Raw genomic sequence first — 23,033 nt, 5'->3', positions numbered from 1 at the left:
GTGACAGAAACCGTTGCGGCCATTGTCGCCGCCCATCGTGCCGGCACGATATTGCCTGCGCAGACAGTGGCGCGCAGCTTTCAGCGCATCCGGGACCATCATGACCCCGCTGTTTTCATCAGCCTGCGCAACGAAAGCGACGCGCTGGCGGAAGCGGAAGCGCTCGCCGCAAAAGATCCGGCGCAGCTTCCGCTCTATGGCGTCCCGGTCGCCATCAAGGACAATATCGACGCGGCAGGATTGCCGACCACCGCCGCCTGCCCGGCTTTTGCCTATTCGCCGGCGCGCGACGCCACCGTGGTCGCGAAACTTCGCGCGGCCGGCGCGATCGTCATCGGCAAGACCAATCTGGACCAGTTCGCCACCGGCCTGGTCGGCGTGCGCTCGCCGTATGGCATCCCGCGCAATCCGGTCCGCGGCGATCTGATTCCGGGCGGATCGAGTTCCGGCTCGGCTGTCGCCGTATCGGCCGGGCTGGTGCCGCTGGCGCTGGGCACCGACACCGCCGGTTCCGGGCGCGTTCCGGCGATGCTGAACAACATCGTCGGGCTGAAGCCGAGCCTCGGGCTGATCTCGACATCCGGCGTGGTGCCGGCGTGCCGCACCCTCGACTGCGTCTCGATTTTCGCGCTGACGACGGACGACGCGGTCACCGCGCTGGAGGTCATGGCCGGCCCCGATGCCGCCGATCCCTATTCGCGCACCCGGCCGCTGGCGCGGATGACGGCCTTTCCGGCCGGTCTCAGGCTGGGCGTGCCGCGCAGCGGACAATTGATCTTCTTCGGCGACAAGGCTTCCGAACACGCCTATCGGGACGCGCTCCAGCGCTGGGCCGCGCTGGGCGCCACGCTGGTCGAATTCGACCTCGAGCCGTTCTATGAAACCGCGCGGCTGCTCTATGAAGGGCCGTGGATCACGGAACGCTATCTGGTGATCCGCGACCTGCTGGCGTCGTCGCCCGATGCGATTCATCCGGTGACGCGCGAGATCACCCTTCCCGGCGCGCGGCTGACCGCCGCCGACACCTTCGCCGCGCTTTACCGCTTGCAGGCGCTACGCAAGGTCAGCGACCGCACCTTCGCCGATATCGACGCGCTGGTGCTGCCGACGGCCCCGACGGTCTACGGCACGGCGCAAGTGCTGGCCAATCCGATCGAGCTCAACAGCCGGCTCGGCACCTACACCAATTTCGTCAACCTGCTCGACCTCTGCGGGCTCGCCTTGCCGGCGGCGATGCGCGCCGACGGGGCGCCGTTCGGAATTACGCTGCTGGCGCCCGGCGGACGGGACGCGCAACTCGCCAGCATCGGCCGCGCCTTCCACGCCGACACCGGATTGCCTCTGGGCAGCAGATCCTTGCCGCAGCCGCCGCTTGCGGCATTGCCGGCCGGCACGCAGGGCGACGAGATCGCGATCGCCGTGGTCGGCGCGCATCTGTCCGGCATGACGCTCAACGGCGAATTGACGTCCATCGGCGGGCGATTGCTGGGGACCGCCAAAACCGCGCCGGACTACCGGCTTTATGCGCTGGACACGGCGCCGGCCAGACCCGGCATGCTGCGCATTGAAGCAGGTTCGGGGTCATCGATCGAACTGGAAGTCTGGGCTCTGCCGGCGGCCGCGTTCGGAAATTTCGTCGCCGCAGTGCCGCCGCCGCTCTCGATCGGCACGGTGCGCCTCGCCGACGGCCGTGGCGTGAAAGGCTTCATCGTCGAATCCGCCGATGTCGGCGGCGCGCGCGATATTTCTTCGTTCGGCGGCTGGCGCACCTTCATGGCGGGAACGGCGACGATTTAGCCAGCTTAAACCGAAACCGCGTAGAGCTCGTACTCGCCGCGCACCAGTTCGATATGGGTGCGCATCGCACTTGCCGCACCGGCCTTGTCGCCGCGCAGGATCGCCACCACGACGCGGTCGTGCTCGGCATGCGATTTCGCCAACCGTCCGAGGTTGCGGAATTGGGCGCGGCGGAACGGCTGTACCCGCACCCGGGTCGCGAGCGTCATCTCCGCGATATACTCGTTTTGCGAGCCGGCGTAGATCGTATTGTGGAAGCGCTCGTTGACCTCGTTAAATCGCTCCGGATTGCCGGTATAGCTCAGCATCCGCAGTTCCTCATGGACCGCCTCCAGCGCGTGGCGCTCGACCGGCTGCATTCGTTCCGCGGCAAGGCCGGCGCACAACGCTTCCAGCTCGGCCATCGCCTCGAACATCCCGGTCAGCCGCTCGATCGAGGGACGCGCCACCACCGCGCCGCGATGCGCCCGCGCATCGATCAGGCCGCTGGCGGCAAGCTGACGCAGCGCCTCGCGCACCGGCGTGCGGGATACGTTGAAGCGGCGAGCGATATCGGTCTCATCGAGCGCGGCACCCGGCCGCAACGCGCCGCGCACGATTTCATCGGCCAGTTGCAGGCGCAGTTCTTCCGCGCGGGTGATCTTGTAGGAACTGGGCGTGGCGCGATCGACGCGCCGGACCATCGCTTCTGCCGGCCGCCGACGGGCGCCGGTCGGAAGATCGTCGAGGCTCATGTAGCTTGTCCCGGCGGCTCGTCGATGACGCTGACGTGAGCCGCAACGATTCTCCATCCCTCGGCAAACCGCACCCAGGTCTGCATCTGGCGTCCGACCTTGCCGGGCACGGTATCGCGATAAAACAGCGTTGACGCCACCGCGCAGTCCTGGCCATAGGCGGTGATCACCGTCTTTGCGGTCCGGCGCATCAGCCCGGCCGGCGAGCGCGCGGCGCGAAAGGCGTTGATCGCGTCATAGCCATAGAGATTTTCGCCAATCCCGTAACGCAGCGTCCGCGGATCCTTCCGGAACAGTTCACCGAGCACGGCGACGTCGTTGCTGACCAGCGCCTTCTCGTAGCGGGCGAATTGCTCGGTCACCTCGGCGACGACTTCGGGAAGATCGACCTGCATTTCTAGAATCCTTTCGGCGACGGCGCGGCAACCACGCCGGCGCGCTCAAGTGCATGGGCGACGCGGAGCGCAATATCCTCGCGCCAGGGCGGCGCAATGATCTGCACACCGATCGGCATCGGCTCCAGCGGAACCGGCACCGCAACCACGGGGAGGCCGATGAAGGAGATCGGCTGGGTGTGGATGCCGACATTGGCGCGCACCGGCAATTCGACGCCGTCGAGCACGAAGGTCGTCTGTCCGAGCTTCGGCGCGGTGCAGGGCGTTGCCGGCGCCAGGATGACATCGACCGACTTGAACAGTTCCAGCACTTGCGCCCGATACCAGCGGCGGAATTTCTGCGCGCGGTCGACCAGCGGCGCCGGAACCATCGCGCCGGCCAGCAGCCGGTCGCGCACCGCCGGGTCGAAATCGCCCGCCCGCCGCCGCAGCCGATCGAGATGCAGCGAGGCGCCCTCCGTCGTGGTGATCACATAGGCCGCGGCGCGGGCGCGCGCCGCCTCCGGAATTTCGACCGTCCGAGTTACGCCCAGCGCCTTGGCGACGCGGCCAACGGCTTCGACCGCCTCGGGGAAAACATTCTCCTGAAAATATCCGCCGGCGACCGCGACCCTCAAATTCCCGATATCCTGGGTCAGCAGCGCCGTCACCGGCTCGACCGCGCGCGCCGAACATGCCGCATCCCCGGCATCAGGTCCCTGCATGGCGTCATAGGCCAGCGCGAGATCGCCGACATTGCGCGCGAACGGACCGAGATGGTCGAAGCTCGCGACGAACGGAAACGATCGCGCGCGGGACAGCCGGCCATAGGTCGGCTTCAGTCCAAAAATGCCGCAGAACGACGACGGTACCCGGATCGAGCCGTTGGTGTCGGACCCCAGCGCCACCGGCACCAGGCGGCCGCCGACCGCGCCGCCCGAGCCACCCGACGAGCCACCGGTCATCCGGGTCACGTCATGCGGATTGCGCGCGGATCCGTCATGCACATTTTCGCCGGTGAAGTCGTAGGCATATTCGCCCATGTTGAGCGCGCCGACCAGAACCGCGCCGGCCGCTTCCAGCCGCTCGATCAGCGTCGCGTCACGCGGCGCCGACGGTAGGTCTCGGTTGATCTTCGATCCGGCCCGCGTGGCAAGGCCCTGCACATCGAACAGATTCTTTACCGCGAACGGCACCCCGGCAAGCGGGCCGGCATTCTGGCCGGCGGCGATGGCGGCGTCGACGGCCCGCGCCTTGGCGCGGGCGCGATCCGCCGTGATATCGGTGAAGGCATTCAGCACGGGGTTGTGCTTGTCGATCCGCGCCAACGCGGCCTCGGTCGCGTCGAGCGCCGACATCTTTTTGCTGGCGACAGCTTGCGCGATCCCGGAAGCCGTCAGTTCTCCTGAAGTTGCGTTCATGTCGATATCAGGCGGTAAAGACACTGGCGGGCTCGGCTTCGTCCGGCAGGACGAACTCGTCCACCAGCCGCGCGAGTTTCAGCGATACCGCGAGATTGGCCCGTATCTCCGGCCGCCAGGCTTCCTCGACCGGAAGCGCCAGTGCTTTCCCAACGGCATCGATATATTCGTCAAGCGGATCGGCGGCCATCATCTTCCCATTCACTACGTTCAATTTCAGTACACTCAGTGAGCCGGCCGCGGCGGATGTGGAATCGCCGTCAGCAGCTCCCTGGTATAGGCATCCTGCGGATCGCCAAGGACGCGTTCCGACGGCCCTTCTTCGACAATTCGACCTGCCCGCATCACGATAACGCGGTCGCACAGCAATCGTACCACGTTCAAATCGTGCGACACAAACAGATAACTCATGCCCATTGACCGCTTGAGGTCCTGAAGCAAATTCAGGACCACCGCCTGCACCGAGACGTCGAGCGCCGCGGTCGGTTCGTCGAGAATCACAAGCTTGGGATGCAGCGCGATCGCGCGCGCGATACCGACGCGAGCTTTTTGTCCGCCCGACAATTGATGCGGGAAACGATCGAGCAGGTTGACCGGCAGACCGACCTGCTCCGCCAGTTCCTCGCAACGGGCGCGCAAGGCGTCGCGTCCCTTGACGCCGCCGAGCTGCATCAACGGATCGGCGATCGCACGCTCGGCGGTGAAGCGGGGGTTGAGACTGTCGGTCGGATCCTGAAACACCATCTGGATGCTTTTGCGCAGCGGCGAGCGCGCGAATGCCTTTGGCAGGATGCCGCCGATCTCCTCGCCGTCGAACAGGATGCGGCCCGAGGTCTGGTCGAGCAGCCGCATCACCATCATCGACGTCGTGGACTTGCCGCAACCGGATTCGCCGACCAGGCCGACGCTTTCGCCATGCCCGATCTCAAAACCAATGCCGTCGACCGCGCGGAACTGCTCGAGCTCAACCGGCGGCGTTCTGGAGAACAGCCTGGTCAACGTCGCCGTAGCGCCCTGGCGCGGATATTCCTTCACCAGCTTCTCGACCAGCAAAAGCGGCTTTGTGTCTTCGTCACCCCCGGGCCTGATCCGGGGGTCCATCGCCTCCTGCGAAGGGCCGTTCGAGGAAGGATGGATGGCCGGATGAAGCCCGGCCATGACGAGGGATGGGCCGGGCGAGGAGAACGCAGCGGATGGCACGGTCTCCTCCTCCGGCAGCAGATCGCGCAGGGAGGCGCCGAGCCGCGGCGTCGCGCGCATCAGCTTCCTGGTATAGGCATGTTGCGGGTTGGCGAAGATGTCCGCGGATTTCGCGGTTTCAACGACGCGACCCTTTTCCATCACCACCACGCGATCGCAATAGGCCGCCGCCAGCCCCAGATCATGCGTGATCAGGATCGTCGACATGCCGCGCCGTTTGGTCAGCTCGACGATCAGATCCATGACGGCCTTCTGCGTGGTGACGTCGAGGCCGGTGGTCGGCTCGTCTGCGATCAGAAGCTGCGGATTGCACGCCAGCGCCAGCGCGATCACCACACGCTGGCACATGCCGCCGGACAGTTCGAACGGATAGGCGTGATAGCGTTCGCGCGGCCTGGCGATCCTGACCTGTTCCAGCGCCCCGATTGCCTTCTCGCCGCGATCGATCGCGGCGGCCTGTTCGTGCTGACGCAGCACATCCTCGATCTGGTCGCCGACTTTTCGGATCGGATTGAGGGCCGCGCGCGGGTTCTGGAAAATCATCGAGATTTCGCGCCCGCGCAGGTCGCGCATCTGGCTTTCGCTCGCGGTTCTCACGTCGATGCCGGAAAACATCACCGAGCCCTCGGCGATCTTGCCGGCACGGTCGAGGATCCGCATCACCGCATAGGAGGTGACCGACTTGCCGGAGCCGGATTCGCCGACGATGCCGAGCGTCTCGCCTTTGGCGACGGAGATATTGACCTGCTGCACCGCCTTGACGACGCCGCGCCGCGTCGCGAATTCCACCGTGAGGTCATGGACGTCGAGCAGCGGCTGCGCGGTCATGGCTTTGTCACGTCCTTCGCTGCGGATCGACGATGTCGCGCAGGCCATCGCCGAGCAGGTTGAAGCAGAACACCGCGACCATCAGCGCGAGGCCTGGAAACGCCGCGATCCACCATTCGCCCGAGACCATGAAGCCCGCGCCTTCGGCGACCATGATGCCCCATTCCGCCGTCGGCGGCCGCACGCCGAGGCCGATGAACGACAGCCCGGCCGCATTGAGAATCGCGTAACCCATGGTCAGCGACATCTGCACGATCATGATCGGCATGATGTTGGGAAGGATATGCACCAGCAAAATCCGGAACTCGGAATTGCCCGACAACCGCGCCGCCTGCACGAAGCCGGCGTCGCGCCGGACATTGGCCTCGGCGCGCGCCACACGGGCGTAAAGCGGGAAATTGACGATGGCCGTCGCCAGGATGATGTTCTGCACGGTGTTGCCGAGCGCGGCGACGATGCCCATCGCCAGCACGAACAGCGGAAATGCCATGATGGTGTCGGCGATCCGCCCGACGATGCGGTCGGTCCAGCCGCCGAAATAGCCGGCGGCGATCCCGGCGAGGCCGCCCATCAGGAACACCAATACGACCGATGCGACCGCGATAAAGGTATCGAGCCGCGTGGCGACCACGACACGGCTGAAAATATCGCGTCCCAATTGATCGGTGCCGAACCAGTGCGCCCATGACGGCGCCTTCAGCGCCATCGCCGTGTCGGACGCCAAGGGATCGTAGGGCACAATAGCCGGGCCGAACAGTGCCGCGAAAATGATGATGATCAGAAGAACGAAGGCAAAGCCGGTTACGCGATTCTCGCCGAGCACATAGCGCGTATGTTCGAACATCGCGGCAAAACCCGAGCTTCGCGCGGGAGCAACGGGTTCGGCGGCAGGCGCAACGCTACTCATCCTTGCCTCCCTACCCTTCCAGCCGCATGCGCGGATCGATCACGCCATAGAGGATATCGATCAGGAGATTGAGCAGCACATACATCACCGCCATCGTCAGCACGAAGCCCTGCACCGGCGCGAAGTCCGACGAGATCAGCGCTTCCACCGCGTAAGAGCCGATGCCGGGCCAGGCGAACACCTTCTCGACCAGCACGTTGGCGCCGAGCAAAAACGAGAACACCATGCTGAGCGTGGTGATGACCGGCAGCATCGCATTGCGGAAGGCGTAGGTGATGATCACGGTGGTCGGCGAAAGACCGCTGGCGCGTGCAGTACGGACGAAATCCGACGCCAGCACCGAGAGCATCGAGGCGCGCGTTATTCGCGCGATCGGCGCCAATGAGAAAATCGCCAGCGTCGCCGACGGCAGGATCAACTGGTTGAGCGCGGAACGGAATGCCTCGAAATCACGCGCGACCAGAGTATCGATCAGGTAGAAACCGGTGACCGTCGGCGGCGCGCTGTAGAACACGTCGAGCCGTCCGAGCGGCGCCGGCGACCAGCCAAGCTGGAAGTAGAAGATATAGACCAGCAGCAAACCCGTGAAGAACACCGGCAGCGAAACCCCGGCCGTCGTGGTCACGCGACAGAGATGGTCGATCCATGAGCCCGGACGGGTCGCCGCCAACACGCCAAGCGGCAATGCGATCACGATCGAGACCAGCAGCCCGAGCAGCGTCAGTTCGGCCGACGCCGGCAGGCGATTGCGGATTTCATCCGCGACCGGCTGGCCGGTGGTGAGCGAGGTGCCCAGATCGCCATGCGCGAGGTCGTCGGTGTAGCGGAAGAACTGCTCGATCAGCGGCTTGTCGAAGCCAAGCTTTTTCCGGATCTGATCGACCGCCTCCTTGGTCGCCGCAGGACCGGCGAAATACGCCGCGGGATCGCCGGGCAGCGCGCGCGTCAGCAAGAAGGTGACGATCACCACCCCGATCAGGCTCGGGATCGCGAACATCAGCCGCTTGCCGATCAGGCTCAGCATGGCAGGCGCTCCGCGCCGACGAATAGCGAATGGCGCGTGGCGAATGGATTATCGCGACCGTCTGCAGCCATTCGCTACTCCCTATTCGCCATTCGCCATTTACTCACGCCTTGACCAGCGAGCGGTAATCGAGACGGCGGTGGAACCAGTATTCGTAGCCCGAGATGTTCTTCTGCATCGCGACGTTGACGAAGGGCTGGTACAGCGGAATGCGCGGGACATCGCTGAAGGCAAGATCGACGAAGCCCTTCACGTCGGCATCGTAGGTCGCCTTGTCGCCGATCGCGGCCGCATTACGCGCGCCGTCGATCAACCTGTCCATCTCCGGCGACTTGTAGCTCATGGTGTTGAAGACGGAATTATTGCCGTGATAGCACCAGTAGAAGAAGTATTCGGGATAATCGAGCCACCCCGAGAACACGTTGGTGAAGAGCGGCATCTCCTTCTTGTTCAATTCGGTGCGCCAGTTGGCGCCGGGCACCTTGTCGATCGTGGTCTTGATGCCGATCTGCGCCAGGCTTTCCTGCACCAGCACGCAGAGCGGCTCGTTGACCTGCGCGAAGCCGAGGTCGAACGAAAGCGTGGTCTCGAGGCCGTTGGGATAACCGGCCTCGGCCATCAGCGCCTTGGCCTTGTCGATATCGGTGAAATATTTGGTCGGCTGCGGCCAGGCGACTTCCGTCGCCTTGTCGGCCGGCGCGCCGAACATCGGATTGGCGAGGCCGTACATCACCACGTCCATGATCTTCTGATAGGGAATGGCGTAGGCCACGGCCTGGCGCACCTTCAGATTATCGAAGGGCGGCTTGGTCACGTTCATACCGATATACTGAATGCCGTTCGAGAACGGCAGCGACACGATGTTGACCTTGCCGGCGGCCTTGAGCTCCTGGAAATCCTTGTTCGGCAATTCGTAGGAAATGTCGGCGTCGCCTCGTTCCAATAGCGCACGGCGGTTGCCGGCCTGCGGCACCATGCGCCAGATCACGCGCTTGATCTTCGGCATCGGCCCGCAAACCCAGTCGTCGTTGCGCTCCATGATGACTTCGGTGCCGGCGGTCCATTTCGTCACCTTGTAGGCGCCGGAACCCGCGGTCTGCTGCTTGGTGTATTCGAGGCCCCACGGATCCTTTTCCGAGGCGTTCTTCTTCACCAGTTCGGAATTGACGATACAGGGCACGATGACGGCAAGATCGGGAATCGTCAGCCGGTCCTTCTTCAGGAAATCGACCCGCACCGTGTAGTCGTCGACGATCACGAACTGTTCGGGCTTGGTCAGCGAGCCCGCGCTCATCTGGAAGGTCGGGAAACCGCCGACGCTGACGGAGCGGTCCAGCGACCATTTGACGTCTTTGGCCGTCACCGGCGTACCGTCGTGAAACTTCGCGTTCTTCCTCAGCTTGAACGTCGCCGACATGTCGCCGACATTCATGTCCTCGGCGAGTTCGGGCTTGAACTTGTCGCGGTCGTAATAGGGCACCCCACCCGGACCGCTTTTCATCTCGTGGCTGATCAGACGGTCATAACAATTCCACGACACTTCATAGCCGGGGACGTTGGTGCCGACGCCATGAATGTCGAGATTGTTGGGCCCGCCTTCCGAGACGATCAACAAGGTCTCGGAACGGGCATCCGCCTTGGCCGGTGACCAGATCGCGGGGGCGGGCACCATGGCGCCCGCAGCCAGCCCGGATGCGGATTTCAGGAAATCGCGACGCTTCATAGGATGCTCCAAACACCAAATGGCTTTGGAGCTATGTCGCAAGGTTTGTGCCAGACCCTAGCGAAGGCCCAGCACAGAATTAAGACATTGATTTATTTGTATTTTTATTAAGAACCCTCCCATCCAGACCGCGCCCATACAGCAGCATCATTGCATACAAAGATGGATATTTGCCTATTTTATAGCCGAAACTACGCTTGGCCTTTCCTCGGCGTGAAGCAGAGGCCATGCCCAGCATGACCAGCTACATCGGCTTGAACCTTTTGGCCCGACCGTCGACAACTTCACCGAGGGGTCAGATTGCCTGTGTACAGCCAGGTCAGCCTATCGCGGACCGTGACGGTCGCTGCTGCGCTGTTTCTGACGGCGGGTTCGGCGGGCGCGCCGCAGTTTCGCGCCGCGGATAGCCGGCGTGACGATCCCCCGGCCATAGCGGCGCTTGAATCGATGGGACGCCTGATCGCCGAACGGCCCGCCATCCATCACCGCATCGGGCAGACCCACACCGGCACGATCGATCCCAATCGCAGCGAGGCGACGTTGATCGGCAGCGAAATCCACCGCCGTTTCGAGCCCGATGGATCGGTCGGTCTGGCGTTTTACGATTCCGGAGCGCGGCCGATCCACTCCACCCCTTTTCGGGCCGCGGTGACGGAGCGGATCGAACCGATCCGGCAGACGGAGTGAATCGATCTTGGCGATAGCCCGGCAGGACGAAACCGCGGAACGGCCGACATGCCTCGCCGTGCGCGTTCGCTCCCGAATCGTCGGGCTGGTCCGCGCGGTGCCGATCCGCTGGCGCATCCTGTCGATCGCCGCGCTGAACACGGCGGTCGTCGTGGTGCTGGCCGTCATGATCTGGAACGACGTCCAGGTGCTCCGGTCGGCCTGGGACGATGTCCGGCAGGTGCGGGAATCCGACAACACCCTGGCGCTGCTCGGGAGCGAGACCAGCCGGCTGCAGAACCTGATCCACCGCTACATCAACCAGCCGGGTCCGGAATTCTCCGCGGAAATATTGCAGTCGCGCGAGGCCATTCTGGGCACGCTGACCACGCACGCGTCGGCCGATCCGATGCTCTCCGGATCGGCGGCGGAGCTTGAACGCGCGACCGAGCGTTTCCTCAACGGCTTCGGCCAATTGCGCGCCGTGCAGGCGCAGATCACGAAAACCTACGAAGACCAGGTGCTGGGCCCCGCCAAGGACATGGCCGGGCTCTATTCGATCATCGAGGGCGCGACCGGGCACCGCGACGCACTGATCTGGCCGGCGCTGGGCAGGTCCCGCGAGGCCTTTACGGCCCTGCTGGTCGCCGCCAATTCCTATTATTTCTCGTTGGCGGCAGCGTCCGCCGAGGAAGCCCGCCGCAATACCGAGACGATCGAGAAGACCATCCCGGTCATGACCGGCCTCGCCGACAACGACTTGCAGCGCGTGGCGTTAGAGCACCTGAACGAGCGGACGGAAGCGTTGCGGCAAGGCCTGGCAAAATTATCGGACGAGCTTTCCAGCCGAACCGAACTGCTGCGCAACGGCATCGACGCCAGCCAGGCCGAAACCAGCGGCGCCATCGACGGATTGTCGGTCAAGATGCGCCAGCGCGAGCAGAAGGCGCAGGAGACCTTCGACCGGACGCTGGCCAATATCTCGCGCCGGGTATTGTCCATCGCGGTGATCTTTCTCGGCATCATCCTCAGCGCCGGCGTGGTGATCGCGCTCAGCATCCGGCTGCCGCTCTATCAGATCATGTCGGCGATGCAGGCGATCACGTCGGGCGATTATGGCCGGCGGGTGCAGGGAACGGACGCCCGCGACGAAATCGGTGCGATGGCCCGCGCGGTGGACGTCTTCCGCGAGAACGCCATCGCCAAGCGCGCGACCGAAGACGAATTACGCGCCTCAAAGGAGAAGGCCGAGAGCGCCCTGCTCGAATTGAGCGCCGCCCAGCGAAATCTGATCGACGCCGAACGCCTGGCGGCACTCGGCGGCCTGGTTGCAGGCGTCACCCACGAGGTCAATAATCCGCTCGGCATCAGCCTGACGGTGGCGTCGAGTTTCGCCCGCCGCACCGAAATGTTCGACGCCGAACTGAAATCCGACACCCGGTTGCGGCGGTCGCAGCTTGAAGAATTCGTCCGCTCCTCGCGCGATGCCGCCGAGCAACTGGTTGCGAATCTCAATCGCGCCGGCGAACTGATCCAGTCCTTCAAGCAGGTCGCGGTCGATCGCTCCCATGCCGAGCGCCGGCAATTCCTGCTGAACGAGGCGACCGGCCAGATCGTCGCCAGCCTGTGGCCGGTCCTCAAGAAGGCGGGAATCAGCCTTTCCCTGGATGTGCCGGAGGGCCTGGCGATCGACGGCTATCCGGGATCGTATGGGCAGATCCTGACCAACCTCGTCCTCAACGCCGCCAATCATGCCTTTGCCGACGGCCGCGCCGGCACGATCTCGATTTCCGCCAGTTCCGGCGGTCCGGATGATGACGTCGAGATCGTTTTCGCCGACAACGGCGCCGGAATGACCCCGGAGGTGCAGCGGCGGGCGTTCGACCCGTTCTTTACCACCCGCCGCAACGAAGGCGGCACCGGACTCGGCCTGCATATCGTCTATACCCTGGTTACCCAGCAGTTCGGCGGCCGTATGATGCTGGATTCAAGGCTGGGACAAGGTACTACCTTTCGCATTATCATGCCGAAAACCTCACAAGGCGGTCCGGCAACCGCCAACACGGAAAGCGACGGAAGCTCTCGATGGCCGACCCGGACGATGTCCTCCACCTGATCGAAGACACCGGCGCCGTTCCGGAAGTCTCCACCGCGCGAAAATGGAAGGTCGCGGTGATCGACGACGATCAGGCCGTCCATGAAGGCACCCGCTTTGCCCTCAGCGACTACAGCCTGAACGGGCAGACGCTTGAAATCCTGTCGGCCTATTCTGCGGCGGAAGGCCGCATCCTGATGCGGGAGCATCCCGACGTCGCCGCCGTGCTGCTCGACGTCATCATGGAAACCGACGCCGCCGGCCTCGACCTCGTCGAGTACATCCGCAACGACATCAAGAACGAAACCGTCCGCATCATCCTGCGCACCGGGCAGCCCGGACAGGCGCCCGAGCGCCGCGTCATCGTCCAGTACGACATCAACGACTACAAGGCCAAGACCGAGCTGACCGCGGACAAGCTGTTCACCTCGCTGACCGCGGCGTTACGCAGTTACCAGCAGCTCGAGCGCATGGTGCAAACCCGGCGCGGGCTGGAAATCATCATCGACGCCGCATCGACCCTATACGACTTCAAATCGATGCAACGGCTCGCCGAGGGCGTGCTGACGCAGATAGCCTCGCTGTTGAATGTCGATTGCGCCGGCATCCTGGTGCTGCGCGACAACGGACTGGTCGAGGAGCTTTCCGTGCTGGCGGGGTCGGGCTGCTACAGCCGCTTCATCGGCACCACCGGGTCGAAATCGCTCGATCCCGATCTGCGCGCGATGGTGGAGGACGCCTTCAGGCGGCGCAAGCATGAATTCGCCGATCACCGCTCGGTGCTCTATATCCGCACCGGCAGCGGGCGCGAGGTCGTCGTGCTGCTGCAGGCGGAACGGCCGCTGTCCGAAACCGACCGGTCGCTGGTCGAGATTTTCGGCAGCCGGCTGTCGATCGCTTTCGACAATGTCATCCTCTATCAACAGCTCCATGAGGCGAACACGCAGCTCGAAGACCGTGTCGCGCAGCGCACCCGCGCGCTGATGCAGGCCAATCGCAGGCTTTCGGCGCAATGGCTGCGGCTGCAGCGCGCCAACGGCTTCAAGAACGAGATTCTCGGCACCGTCGCCCATGACCTGAAGAATCCGCTCGGCGTCATCCTCGGCCGTACCGAGATGCTGACCGAGCTGATCGGCGCCGGCTCCTCCAGGGAAAGCGTCACCGCGCAGGTCGAGCACATTCGCGACGCCACCAAGCGCCTGACCTTGATGGTCGATCACCTGATCTCGGACGCGATGGCCGACGCTTTCGACATCACGATCCGCCGCGAGGCGGTCGACGTCTCGGCCCTGGTCAGCGAGGTCGCCGAGGCCAACCGGCCGCTGGCCACCAACAAGCAGCAGACCATCGCGGTGTCGGCGCCACCCAATATCGTCACCATGTGCGACGCCGACCGGATGCGGGAAGCCATCGACAATCTCGTCAGCAACGCCATCAAATACAGTTCGATCGGCGGCAAGATCACGATCGTGGTGAGCCAGGAACAGGGCCACACCCTCATCCGCATCGCCGATGAGGGGGCCGGCCTGTCGCCCGAGGATCTCGGCCGGCTGTTCGGCCGTTTCCAGCGGCTCTCCGCCAAACCCACCGCCGGCGAAAGCTCGACCGGCCTCGGACTGTCGATCGTCAAACGCATTCTCGACATGCATGGCGGTCAGGTAACCGCGGAAAGCGCCGGCCCCGGCCAGGGATCGACTTTCGCCCTCGCGCTGCCCGCGACCGAGATGTCATGACATGAGCCAAAGCCCGCACATCATCATTGTCGACGACGAGGCGCCGGCGCGCGAGATGGTCGGCGAATACCTCAAGATGCACGGCTTTGCGGTGACGCTGTGCGAGGGCGGCAAGAGCCTGCGCACCGCGATCGAAGCCGGCGCTCCCGATCTCGTGGTGCTCGATCTGAACATGCCGGAGGAAGACGGGCTTTCCATCATCCGCGACCTGAAAAGCCGCACCAATGTCCCCGTCATCATGCTGACCGCGACCGCAAGCCCGATCGACCGCGTGGTCGGGCTGGAACTCGGCGCCGACGATTACGTCGCCAAACCTTGCGAGTTGCGCGAGTTGATGGCGCGGATTCGTTCGGTGCTGCGGCGAAGCACGCCGGCCAAGGCTGCGATGGGTTCGGAAGCTGCCGCCGCCAAGGCCGAAAAGGATCAGTTGGTGCGATTCGGCACCAAATGGCTCGATCTCGGGGCGCAGGCGCTGCGCGACGACGAGGGTAACGAGCATCCGCTGACCGCTTCCGAATTCGGCCTGCTCAAGGTTTTCGCGGCCAATCCGAAGCGGGTGCTGTCGCGCGAGCGGCTGCTGGAACTGGCCAATGCGCGCGACAGCGAGGCGTTCGACCGCGCCGTCGATCTGCGGATCATGCGAATCCGGCGCAAGATCGAGCCGGACCCGACCAAGCCTGCGGTCATCCGCACCATCCGGGGCGGCGGATATCTGTTTTCTCCCGTCGGCGACAAGGCGTGAGCGCTGCCCTTACGGGTTGAACCACACGCCACGGCGGCTGGAATTTGTTCCAAGCCGCTCACCGTACAGCCTCCAAACGCCGCCGACGTTGAAATCATTCACGTTTACTGCCCGATTGTTTCGTCGCCAGGACCGCGACGAAACAATTCTCCCGACGACGAAACCATTTTCCGCTTTTCACGCAGACACCCCGAAACGTTCGCTGACTATCAATTTTCCCAACGAGGCGCCGCCAAGCGGCGAATTCTTGGGAGTATGTCATGCAGAACGTCATTGCCATCAACGCAGCGGCCCGCCAGGGCATCATCGCCGCCCAGGCGACCTCCGATGAACTGCTGATCGAGAGTATTGCCGACGGCGGCCGGACGGCGATGCACATCCTGTATTCCCGGCATCATCTGCGGGTCTATCGCTTCATCCTGCGGATCGTCCGGGACGCCACGACGGCGGAAGATCTCGTCAGCCAGGTCTTTCTCGACGTGTGGCGCACCGCGCGCCAGTTCGAGGGCCGTTCCCAGGTTTCCACCTGGCTGTTGTCGATCGCCCGTTTCAAGGCTCTGACCGCGATACGCCAGCGCCGGTACGAGGACATCGAACAGGAAGACGTGCTTGAAATCGCCGACCCCGCCGATACGCCGGAAGCCTCGATGGAACGCGCCAACACCAGCGCCATCCTCCGCGCCTGCATCGCCAAGCTTTCGCCGGCGCATCGCGAGATCATCAACCTCGTTTACTACCACGAGAAATCGGTCGAGGAGGCCGGCGAGATCATCGGAATTCCGCAAAGCACGGTGAAGACCCGGATGTTCTACGCCCGCAAGCAACTCGCCGAGCTGCTCAAGGGCGCCGGCCTTGGAAGTGTTGCCGCGTGACCTTCATCACGTTCATGCAACGATACAATTGAAACAATTTTCGACATCGCCCGGAAAAAAATCTTTGCTATATTGACCATGAATCGTTTGGAGGTCTCCACGACGGCCTCCTTCCTGTGACAGCGAGACCACGACCCGCTGTCATCGTTTTCTAGCCTCTCAAGTTTTCTAACCTCCCAAATCTCCAACGGCCCGGATGGCATGCCCCCATCCGGGCCGCTCTGTATCGGGAGCGGATTTTCCGTCTCCGCTGTTTTTCGACCTCCGTTCAACCGCGGCCGCCGTCGCACCGCCTGTTGGGGTTCGCTGCGTTCTGGTGCGGCGACGCGGTGGCGCCTGTTTCGTTCGGCCTGCGGCTCTGGCCTGCGCCGAAATACGGCTTTCAAGACATTTTGCCGACATGGCGGCTTTCGAAAAACCGAAAGCGCCGTGGGCCGCGTTCATCCGTCATGGCCGGCCCTGCTTGCCATTCCGCTATCGGTACGATTTGATGGCCCGAAGTAATCGGCAAATGGCGGCAGCATCTTCCGGCGGCGCCAACAGGAGAGCTTTGCATGATCAAGTTACGGCATCTGATCTGGATGATCGTCGCCGCAGCCGGACTGGCATTATCGGTCTCGCAGAGCTTTGCTCAGCAGCCGGAAGATCCGGGCGACCAGCCGGGCCTGGTGCCGGAAGAGAATGTCGAACTCGATCCGGAGTTCCGCAAGCAGATGGTCTCCTACCGCAGCACCGAACCGCCCGGCACCATCATCATTTCGACGGCGGAACGGCATCTTTATCTGATCCAGGGCAGCGGACGCGCGCTGCGTTACGGCATCGGCGTCGGCCGCGACGGCTTCCAGTGGCAGGGCCTTCTGAACATCACGCGCAAGGCGGAGTGGCCGGACTGGACGCCGCCGCCCGAGATGATCGCACGCCAGCCCTATCTGCCGCGTTTCATGGCCGGCGGTCCCGGCAATCCGCTCGGCGCCCGCGCGATGTATCTCGGCACCACCGTCTACCGCATCCACGGCACCAATCAGCCCGAGACCATCGGCACGGCGATTTCATCCGGCTGTTTCCGCCTGGTCAATGCCGACGTGATCGACCTTTACGACCGCATCCCGGTCGGCACCAAGGTGATCGTGAAGCAGAAGCCGGAGCTGTGATCGCGCCGGCCGCTTCCTTCCCAGCCCGTTGTTTCTTCATCCATTGGCGAGAGATACATCATGCGCACATTTCGAGGCGGCCTGCTCATCGGGCTCGTGATTGCATTCGCGGTCGCGGCTGCCGCCGTCACCTATGAACGATATGACACCCGGACCCTGAAGCGGACGCTGCGGCGCGGTGAGGTGCTGTGCGGCGTCAATACCGGCCTGCCCGGCTTCTCGATTCCCGACGGCAATGGCAACTGGAGCGGATTCGACGTCGACTTCTGCCGCGCGGTCGCGGCCGCGATCTTCGACGATCCGACGAAAGCGAAGTTCATTCCGCTCGACACCGATGAGCGCTTCAAGGAATTGCAGAATCGCAAAGTGGACATTCTTTCGCGCAACTCGACATGGAGCATGTCGCGCGAGACCAATTACGATCTCTATTTTCCTGCGGTGGCTTATTACGACGGCGAGGGATTCATGGTGCCGCGCTCGCGCAATATCGATTCAGCGCTGGCGCTCGACGGCAGCAAGATCTGCGTTCAGGACAACACCACGACCAGGCTCAACCTCGCGGATTATTTCCGCGCCAACAACATGAAGTACGAGGAAATCAAGTTCGACAGGCTGGACGATGTCGTCAAGGCCTACGACACCGGCAAATGTGACACCTTCACTTCCGACGCGTCGCAGCTTTATGCCCTGCGGCTGAATCTTTCGAAACCGGACGATCACGTCATCCTGCCGGATATCATTTCGAAGGAACCGCTGGCCCCCGTCGTGCGCGAGCGCGACGACGACTGGATGCTGATCGTGAAGTGGACGCTCTATGCGATGATCAACGCCGAGGAGCTCGGCATCACCTCGAAGAACATCGATGAAGCCCTGAAATCGAAGAAACCCGACGTGATGCGGCTGGTCGGGACCGAAGGCAGCTATGGCGAGGATCTCGGGCTCACCAAGGACTGGGCCGCCCGTATCATCCGTCACGTCGGCAATTACGGCGAGGTCTACGACCGTAATGTCGGCAGCGGATCGAAGCTGCACATTCCGCGCGGGCTCAATCAGCTCTGGAGCAACGGCGGCATTCAGTACGCCCCGCCGATCAGATAGCCTCCCGACCAGATAGTCCTGCACCCGCCGGGTAACGGCTCCCTTGATAAAATGCCGTCGCCCGCCGAAGGCCCGGATGTCTGCCGTTTAAAACAAAAGGAAACAGAGATGCGCCTGAAACTGCTTTCGCCTGGCGAAATGAGCGCGGACCAGAAGCAAACCTACGACGAATCGATCGCCGGCAAGCGTGGCGCACCGCCGCCACCGATGATGGCCTGGCTCAACAGCCCGGAAATGGCGCGGCATGCCACGCGCCTGGGCGGTTTCCTGCGCTTCGATACGGTATTCCCCGCCAGGATTTCCGAAATCGCCATCCTGGTCACCGCGCGGCATTGGACGGCGCATTACGAATGGTACGCCCATAAGCGTCTTGCGCTGAAGGGCGGCCTCGATCCGAAGATCATCGATGACATCCGTGACCGCCGTACGCCGCAATTCGACGACCCCACGGCCAAGCTGGTCTACGACGTCGCCAAATCGCTGCATGAAGGCCACGGCGTCGCCAAGGGGCTGTACGACGAGGCCGTCAGGATGGTCGGCGAGCGCGGCGTCACCGAGATCGTCGGGCTGTGCGGCTATTACACGCTGGTCTCGATGACGCTGAACACGTTCGAATTCGGATTGCCGGACGGCGAAGTGTCCGAGCTTGCGTGATCGTCGTCCGCTGCATAGATCGCGGTAGGCCTCTACATCGGCGATGGAGCGAATATGCCGGAAAATCCACCTATTATCGCGGGCACGCGGATCGGACACGTTCATCTCAAGGTGGCCGACCTCGATCGCGCGCTCGGCTTTTATTGCGGCGTGCTGGGATTTGAGCTGATGCAGCGGATGGGCTCCGGTGCGGCGTTCATCTCGGCCGGCGGCTATCATCACCATATCGGGCTCAACACCTGGGAGAGCAAAGGCGGCCATCCGCCGCCACCGGGGACGACCGGGTTGTTTCATACCGCGATCCTCTACCCGACCCGCCCTTCGCTGGCGGACGCGCTGCATCGCGTGATCGGTGCCGGAATTCCGCTCGACGGCGCCAGCGACCATGGCGTCAGCGAAGCGTTGTACCTGCGCGACCCCGACGAGAACGGCGTCGAACTCTATTGGGACCGCCCCAAGGAGCAATGGCCGCTTACGCCGGACGGAACGCTGGCGATGTTCACGAAGCGGCTCGATCTCGAGGACCTGCTGCAACAACGAGAGGCGTAGCCTTCACCGTCACGATCAGGATCGCTGCGGCCAATTCCAGCCCGATACAGCCGTAAAATGGCAGGGCGTAGCTGCCCGACATATCGCGCAACAGGCCGATCACACCCGGACCGAAGGCGTAGGTGACCTGATTGATCGCCGTGATCAGGCTGATCAAGACGCCGAACGAGCGCGGGTCGAATTCGCGCTGCACGATCAGCGACGGCAACGTAATCAGGTTTCCGACCGAAAATCCGAACAACGCGCAGGCCGCCGTCAGCACGATTGCGCTGCGCGAATTGATGACGATCGCGAGCGCCGCAGCCTGGCTGGCGAACGAAATCGCCGACGCCAGCCGCTGATTGAGCCGGTCGATCACCGCGGAGAACAGCACTCGCCCGATCAACGCCATCGCGGTCAACAGCGAAACAGCGACCGCCGCCTGCTCGCGGCCGATCACCGGATCGAGAAAAGCAACCAGATGGACGATGAATCCCACCTGCGCGAACAGCACCAGCGCGAACGCGATGGATATGCTCAGGAATGCGACATTGCGAAGCGCCTCGGCGCGGATCTGCGTTGCCGGCTGCGCATCCGGTTTCACAGACGTCGATACGATGCCGCGGCGGCCGGGCGGTTGCCCGACGAAGATCAGGACCACCGGGACCATCAGCACCAGCATCGCCGCCGCGACCGTCAGCAAGGCGCCGGCAAATCCGAACGCACCGATCGCGGCGACCAATAGCGGCACGCCGGCAATGCCGCCGAAGCTGGCGCCGTTCAGCGCCAGGCCCCGCCTTTTGTCGAACCAGAGGCCGAGCGTGTTGGTGATGATGCCGAGGCTGGTGCCCGCCCAGCCGAAGGCAAGAACGCCATCGGCGACATAAAGCTGCCAGGGCTCGGTGACCTGGCCGATCAGGACGGCCGCCACGGCCAAAGAAAATAGACCCGCCAACAGGCAATAGCGCGGGCCGAAGACTCGGATCGTCTCGCTGATGAACACAACCAGCAAAGCGCCCAGCAGATAGAAGAAGGTCGTCGCGCTCGAGATCAGCGAGGTCGGCCAGCCGTGCAGGCGATGCAGTTCGGCGACATAAATGCTCTGGCCGTAAAAACCGAAGCCCCAGCCGAACGTCCCCACCAGAAAGCAGACCGCGACGATGCGCCAGCCGTCGTAGCGGATCGAGGTTTCGTCGGTGACGATGGAGGGATGGCTGGATGCGTCCAACTTCTTTTCTCTTAACGCTTCGCGCTCTTATCGGGATGGCGACGAAATTAACAGCCCCGCAACCGGCGATGCTTCGATGGCAATCGAGCCGTCGCGCGGTCAGATGCCTGGATCCGGAACTCGATCGAGGTCCCGCAGCCGACGGCGCCTCGCGAGCGAAGCCACCATCAGAACCGCCAATCCCAGCAGCACCGGCGGATAGACCACCATATTCACCGCCGACCAGCCGTAATTCGCCAGCAACTGGCCGGAGGAGAACGATCCCAGCGCCATCATTCCGAACACCAGGAAATCGTTGAAAGCCTGCACCTTGTTGCGTTCCTGCGGCCGGTGGGTCTCCAGCACCAGGGCCGACGCGCCGACGAAGCCGAAATTCCAGCCGACGCCGAGAACGAACAGCGTGGCCCAGAAATGCATCGCCGTGATGCCCGACAGTCCGATCGTCGCGGCACAGGCCTCCAGCAGCAGCCCCGTGGCGACGATCCTCGCCGCTCCGAAACGGGCAATCAGGGTCCCGGTGAAAAAGCTCGGCCCGTACATCGCAACGATGTGCCACTGGATGCCGAAATTGGAATCGCTGACGGGCAGACCGCATATCTTCATCGCCAGCGGCGCCGACGTCATCACCAGGTTCATCATGGGATAGGCGACGATGCCGCACAGCGCGGCGGCGATGAACCGCGGCTGCCGCACGATCTCCAGCAGCGGACGGCCACCGTGAAGATCGGACGGCGCCGGCTTCGGCGCGTCGATCCCCGACAGCACGACCATCGCAACCACGGCGACTGCGGCCTGTACCACGAAGCTGAACGCGAACAGATAGGGCTGCCAGATATCCATGGTCCATTGCACAAGCTGCGGGCCGAGCACGCCGGCGAACACGCCGCCGGCCATCACCCACGACACCGCCTTCGGCCGGTAGGCGGCGCTGGCGCCGTCGGCGGCGGCAAAACGATAGGATTGCGACACCGCCCCATATAGTCCGCCGAGGAAGGTCGCACAGCAGAACAGCGGAAACGAACCATGCAGAATCGCGAACGCGCCGAGCAGGCCGGTCAGCACGCCGCAGCCGGTGCCGATGATGAAGGCGACGCGACGGCCATAACGCCGCGAGATCGCGCCGGTCGGCAACGTTCCGGCGGCAAGCCCGACCACATACATCGAGATCGGCACCGTAGCGAACGACATATCCGGCGCCAGCGTCGCGCCGACGATCGAGCCGGTGGCGAAAATGACCGCGGAATTCGCGCCGGTCAGCGCCTGCGCCGCCGCCAGCCGCAGCACATTGGCTCGGACGCGCGCATCGGCGGCGGCTTCGTTGGTGGCTATCTCGTCGGTCGCTATGGTGTCGGCCATCGGTATGTCCGCAGAATCTCCCGGTTCCGGCACTATGGAGAGACGCGGTGGCGCGATCAACCGGCGCGAGCGGGCGCGGGCCATGCATCGGCGGTCAGGCTGTCTCGGTTCGCCCGAACACCAGGATCAGATTGTTGGCAGGCATCTCGACCATCTCGATCAGCGCCAGACCCGCATCGGCCGCCAGGCCTTCAAGGTCGGCGACATCGCGCACGCCCCATTCGGGATTCTGGTCGCGGAGCGCGCTGTCGAACACGGCATTGCTGACGGCGATATGCTTGCCGCCACGCTTGAACGGCCCATAGAGAAACAGCCGCCCGTCGGCGCCGAGGTAGCGCCCCGCTCCCGCGAACAGGCCTTCGGCCACGCGCCACGGCGCGATATGGATCACATTGGCGCAGAAGGCCGCGAGCAGCTTGCCGGGACCGCGGCCATCGCGCATCTCGGCGCACCAGGCCGGATCGGACAAATCGATCCGCAACGGCGGGCGGATATTCGATAGCCCGGCATGCGCCCGCCAGGCCGCAATGCTCTTGAGATGCTGCTCGTTGAGATCGCCCGGCCACCAGACGATGTCGGGCGTGTGGCGCGCGAAATGGACCACGTGCTGACCGGTGCCGCTGCCGGCCTCGACGACATCCCCGGATCTGCCGGCAAGGAAGCGCTGCAACACGTCCCAAATCGGCTGATGGTTGCGATGGAACGCCGCCGCATCGAGGCGTCCGTCGGGCTCAACCGGACGGCCGTCTTTGCCGAATTCCACGACAAACTCAGCCATGACGCAGCTCCGCAGCATTGGCGACTAATTTACTGCTTTTACCTTACTGCCGCGATCCCGTTGTCGCCATTGCCATCTGATGGCGTTTCTGCTTTTGACACCCTATAATTCCAAAGCTGCCGGG

21 protein-coding genes are annotated in these 23,033 nt (G+C 63.8%); 10 read left to right on the top strand and 11 right to left on the bottom strand.

What is annotated here, in order from left to right; all coding sequences use genetic code 11:
* The gene (gene atzF / locus HB630_RS10720) at positions 1-1,797 is read left to right on the top strand and encodes an allophanate hydrolase (RefSeq protein WP_213772207.1); all 1,797 of its coding nucleotides are present in this window, start codon (positions 1-3) and stop codon (positions 1,795-1,797) included.
* Between the two features lie 5 nt (positions 1,798-1,802).
* On the opposite strand, the gene HB630_RS10715 is transcribed toward atzF, so the two are convergent.
* The 8 genes from HB630_RS10715 to HB630_RS10680 form a co-directional block, all read right to left on the bottom strand.
* Positions 1,803-2,531, bottom strand: coding sequence for a GntR family transcriptional regulator (locus HB630_RS10715; RefSeq protein WP_213772206.1), 729 nt, complete (start codon positions 2,529-2,531; stop codon positions 1,803-1,805).
* Positions 2,528-2,926, bottom strand: coding sequence for an oxalurate catabolism protein HpxZ (gene hpxZ / locus HB630_RS10710; RefSeq protein ID WP_213772205.1), 399 nt, complete (start codon positions 2,924-2,926; stop codon positions 2,528-2,530). The genes HB630_RS10715 and hpxZ overlap by 4 nt, the downstream gene beginning before the upstream one ends.
* Before the next feature lie 2 nt (positions 2,927-2,928).
* Positions 2,929-4,326 (bottom strand): AtzE family amidohydrolase, encoded by a 1,398-nt coding sequence (locus HB630_RS10705; protein ID WP_213772204.1) that lies wholly within the window; start codon positions 4,324-4,326, stop codon positions 2,929-2,931.
* Positions 4,327-4,333: 7 nt separating this feature from the next.
* The gene (locus tag HB630_RS10700; protein WP_213772416.1) at positions 4,334-4,516 is read right to left on the bottom strand and encodes a DUF4089 domain-containing protein; all 183 of its coding nucleotides are present in this window, start codon (positions 4,514-4,516) and stop codon (positions 4,334-4,336) included.
* A gap of 35 nt (positions 4,517-4,551) precedes the next feature.
* Positions 4,552-6,354 carry an ABC transporter ATP-binding protein gene (locus HB630_RS10695; RefSeq protein WP_213772203.1) on the bottom strand — a complete coding sequence of 601 codons (1,803 nt, stop codon included), beginning with the start codon at positions 6,352-6,354 and terminating at the stop codon, positions 4,552-4,554.
* 7 nt (positions 6,355-6,361) lie between these two features.
* Positions 6,362-7,261: an ABC transporter permease gene (locus HB630_RS10690; protein ID WP_213772202.1), complete on the bottom strand. Its 900-nt coding sequence runs from the start codon at positions 7,259-7,261 to the stop codon at positions 6,362-6,364.
* 10 nt (positions 7,262-7,271) lie between these two features.
* Positions 7,272-8,285, bottom strand: a complete 1,014-nt coding sequence (locus HB630_RS10685; protein ID WP_213772201.1) for an ABC transporter permease — start codon at positions 8,283-8,285, stop codon at positions 7,272-7,274.
* 103 nt (positions 8,286-8,388) lie between these two features.
* The gene (locus HB630_RS10680; RefSeq protein WP_213772200.1) at positions 8,389-10,008 is read right to left on the bottom strand and encodes an ABC transporter substrate-binding protein; all 1,620 of its coding nucleotides are present in this window, start codon (positions 10,006-10,008) and stop codon (positions 8,389-8,391) included.
* 300 nt (positions 10,009-10,308) lie between these two features.
* On the opposite strand from HB630_RS10680, the gene HB630_RS10675 reads away from it, so the two are divergent.
* From HB630_RS10675 to HB630_RS10635, 9 genes are all read left to right on the top strand, one after another.
* On the top strand, positions 10,309-10,695 hold the full coding sequence (locus tag HB630_RS10675; protein ID WP_213772199.1) for a hypothetical protein: 387 nt from the start codon (positions 10,309-10,311) through the stop codon (positions 10,693-10,695).
* Between the two features lie 58 nt (positions 10,696-10,753).
* Entirely contained in the window at positions 10,754-12,790 is a 2,037-nt protein-coding gene (locus tag HB630_RS10670) for an ATP-binding protein (protein WP_346656073.1), read from the top strand.
* A complete protein-coding gene (locus HB630_RS10665) occupies positions 12,760-14,502 on the top strand; it encodes a DUF3369 domain-containing protein (RefSeq protein WP_213772197.1) in 1,743 nt (580 codons plus the stop codon). Before HB630_RS10670 ends, HB630_RS10665 begins: the two co-directional genes overlap by 31 nt.
* 1 nt (position 14,503) lies before the next feature.
* Positions 14,504-15,244 (top strand): response regulator, encoded by a 741-nt coding sequence (locus tag HB630_RS10660; RefSeq protein ID WP_213772196.1) that lies wholly within the window; start codon positions 14,504-14,506, stop codon positions 15,242-15,244.
* Between the two features lie 260 nt (positions 15,245-15,504).
* Entirely contained in the window at positions 15,505-16,116 is a 612-nt protein-coding gene (locus HB630_RS10655; RefSeq protein WP_213772195.1) for a sigma-70 family RNA polymerase sigma factor, read from the top strand.
* Between the two features lie 554 nt (positions 16,117-16,670).
* Positions 16,671-17,267: a L,D-transpeptidase gene (locus tag HB630_RS10650; protein ID WP_213772194.1), complete on the top strand. Its 597-nt coding sequence runs from the start codon at positions 16,671-16,673 to the stop codon at positions 17,265-17,267.
* 60 nt (positions 17,268-17,327) lie between these two features.
* Complete coding sequence (locus HB630_RS10645; RefSeq protein WP_213772193.1) at positions 17,328-18,365, top strand: amino acid ABC transporter substrate-binding protein; 1,038 nt, start codon at positions 17,328-17,330, stop codon at positions 18,363-18,365.
* A gap of 108 nt (positions 18,366-18,473) precedes the next feature.
* A complete protein-coding gene (locus HB630_RS10640) occupies positions 18,474-19,019 on the top strand; it encodes a carboxymuconolactone decarboxylase family protein (protein ID WP_213772192.1) in 546 nt (181 codons plus the stop codon).
* Between the two features lie 54 nt (positions 19,020-19,073).
* On the top strand, positions 19,074-19,568 hold the full coding sequence (locus HB630_RS10635; protein WP_213772191.1) for a VOC family protein: 495 nt from the start codon (positions 19,074-19,076) through the stop codon (positions 19,566-19,568).
* On the opposite strand, the gene HB630_RS10630 is transcribed toward HB630_RS10635, so the two are convergent.
* The 3 genes from HB630_RS10630 to HB630_RS10620 all read right to left on the bottom strand — a co-directional run bounded on the left by HB630_RS10630 (position 19,519) and on the right by HB630_RS10620 (position 22,909).
* Entirely contained in the window at positions 19,519-20,775 is a 1,257-nt protein-coding gene (locus HB630_RS10630) for an MFS transporter (RefSeq protein WP_213772190.1), read from the bottom strand. The two genes, HB630_RS10635 and HB630_RS10630, sit on opposite strands and share 50 nt — an antisense overlap.
* Positions 20,776-20,874: 99 nt before the next feature.
* A complete protein-coding gene (locus HB630_RS10625; RefSeq protein ID WP_213772189.1) occupies positions 20,875-22,131 on the bottom strand; it encodes an MFS transporter in 1,257 nt (418 codons plus the stop codon).
* A 94-nt stretch (positions 22,132-22,225) separates the two neighbouring features.
* Complete coding sequence (locus HB630_RS10620; protein ID WP_213772188.1) at positions 22,226-22,909, bottom strand: DUF938 domain-containing protein; 684 nt, start codon at positions 22,907-22,909, stop codon at positions 22,226-22,228.
* Positions 22,910-23,033 lie beyond the last annotated feature (124 nt).

The sequence above is a fragment of the Bradyrhizobium sp. dw_78 genome, assembly GCF_018449525.1.
Lineage (GTDB): Bacteria > Pseudomonadota > Alphaproteobacteria > Rhizobiales > Xanthobacteraceae > Bradyrhizobium.
This window is presented reverse-complemented; position numbering and strand designations above follow the sequence as displayed.

Excerpts from the sequence above, each read along its gene's own strand:
- HB630_RS10715 (WP_213772206.1), bottom strand. The coding sequence starts at position 2,531 with ATGAGCCTCGACGATCTTCCGACCGGCGCCCGTCGGCGGCCGGCAGAA.
- hpxZ (WP_213772205.1), bottom strand. The coding sequence starts at position 2,926 with ATGCAGGTCGATCTTCCCGAAGTCGTCGCCGAGGTGACCGAGCAATTC.
- HB630_RS10705 (WP_213772204.1), bottom strand. The coding sequence starts at position 4,326 with ATGAACGCAACTTCAGGAGAACTGACGGCTTCCGGGATCGCGCAAGCT.
- HB630_RS10700 (WP_213772416.1), bottom strand. The coding sequence starts at position 4,516 with ATGGCCGCCGATCCGCTTGACGAATATATCGATGCCGTTGGGAAAGCA.
- HB630_RS10695 (WP_213772203.1), bottom strand. The coding sequence starts at position 6,354 with ATGACCGCGCAGCCGCTGCTCGACGTCCATGACCTCACGGTGGAATTC.
- HB630_RS10690 (WP_213772202.1), bottom strand. The coding sequence starts at position 7,261 with ATGAGTAGCGTTGCGCCTGCCGCCGAACCCGTTGCTCCCGCGCGAAGC.
- HB630_RS10685 (WP_213772201.1), bottom strand. The coding sequence starts at position 8,285 with ATGCTGAGCCTGATCGGCAAGCGGCTGATGTTCGCGATCCCGAGCCTG.
- HB630_RS10680 (WP_213772200.1), bottom strand. The coding sequence starts at position 10,008 with ATGAAGCGTCGCGATTTCCTGAAATCCGCATCCGGGCTGGCTGCGGGC.
- HB630_RS10665 (WP_213772197.1), top strand. The coding sequence starts at position 12,760 with ATGGCCGACCCGGACGATGTCCTCCACCTGATCGAAGACACCGGCGCC.
- HB630_RS10660 (WP_213772196.1), top strand. The coding sequence starts at position 14,504 with ATGAGCCAAAGCCCGCACATCATCATTGTCGACGACGAGGCGCCGGCG.
- HB630_RS10655 (WP_213772195.1), top strand. The coding sequence starts at position 15,505 with ATGCAGAACGTCATTGCCATCAACGCAGCGGCCCGCCAGGGCATCATC.
- HB630_RS10650 (WP_213772194.1), top strand. The coding sequence starts at position 16,671 with ATGATCAAGTTACGGCATCTGATCTGGATGATCGTCGCCGCAGCCGGA.
- HB630_RS10645 (WP_213772193.1), top strand. The coding sequence starts at position 17,328 with ATGCGCACATTTCGAGGCGGCCTGCTCATCGGGCTCGTGATTGCATTC.
- HB630_RS10640 (WP_213772192.1), top strand. The coding sequence starts at position 18,474 with ATGCGCCTGAAACTGCTTTCGCCTGGCGAAATGAGCGCGGACCAGAAG.
- HB630_RS10635 (WP_213772191.1), top strand. The coding sequence starts at position 19,074 with ATGCCGGAAAATCCACCTATTATCGCGGGCACGCGGATCGGACACGTT.
- HB630_RS10625 (WP_213772189.1), bottom strand. The coding sequence starts at position 22,131 with ATGGCCGACACCATAGCGACCGACGAGATAGCCACCAACGAAGCCGCC.
- HB630_RS10620 (WP_213772188.1), bottom strand. The coding sequence starts at position 22,909 with ATGGCTGAGTTTGTCGTGGAATTCGGCAAAGACGGCCGTCCGGTTGAG.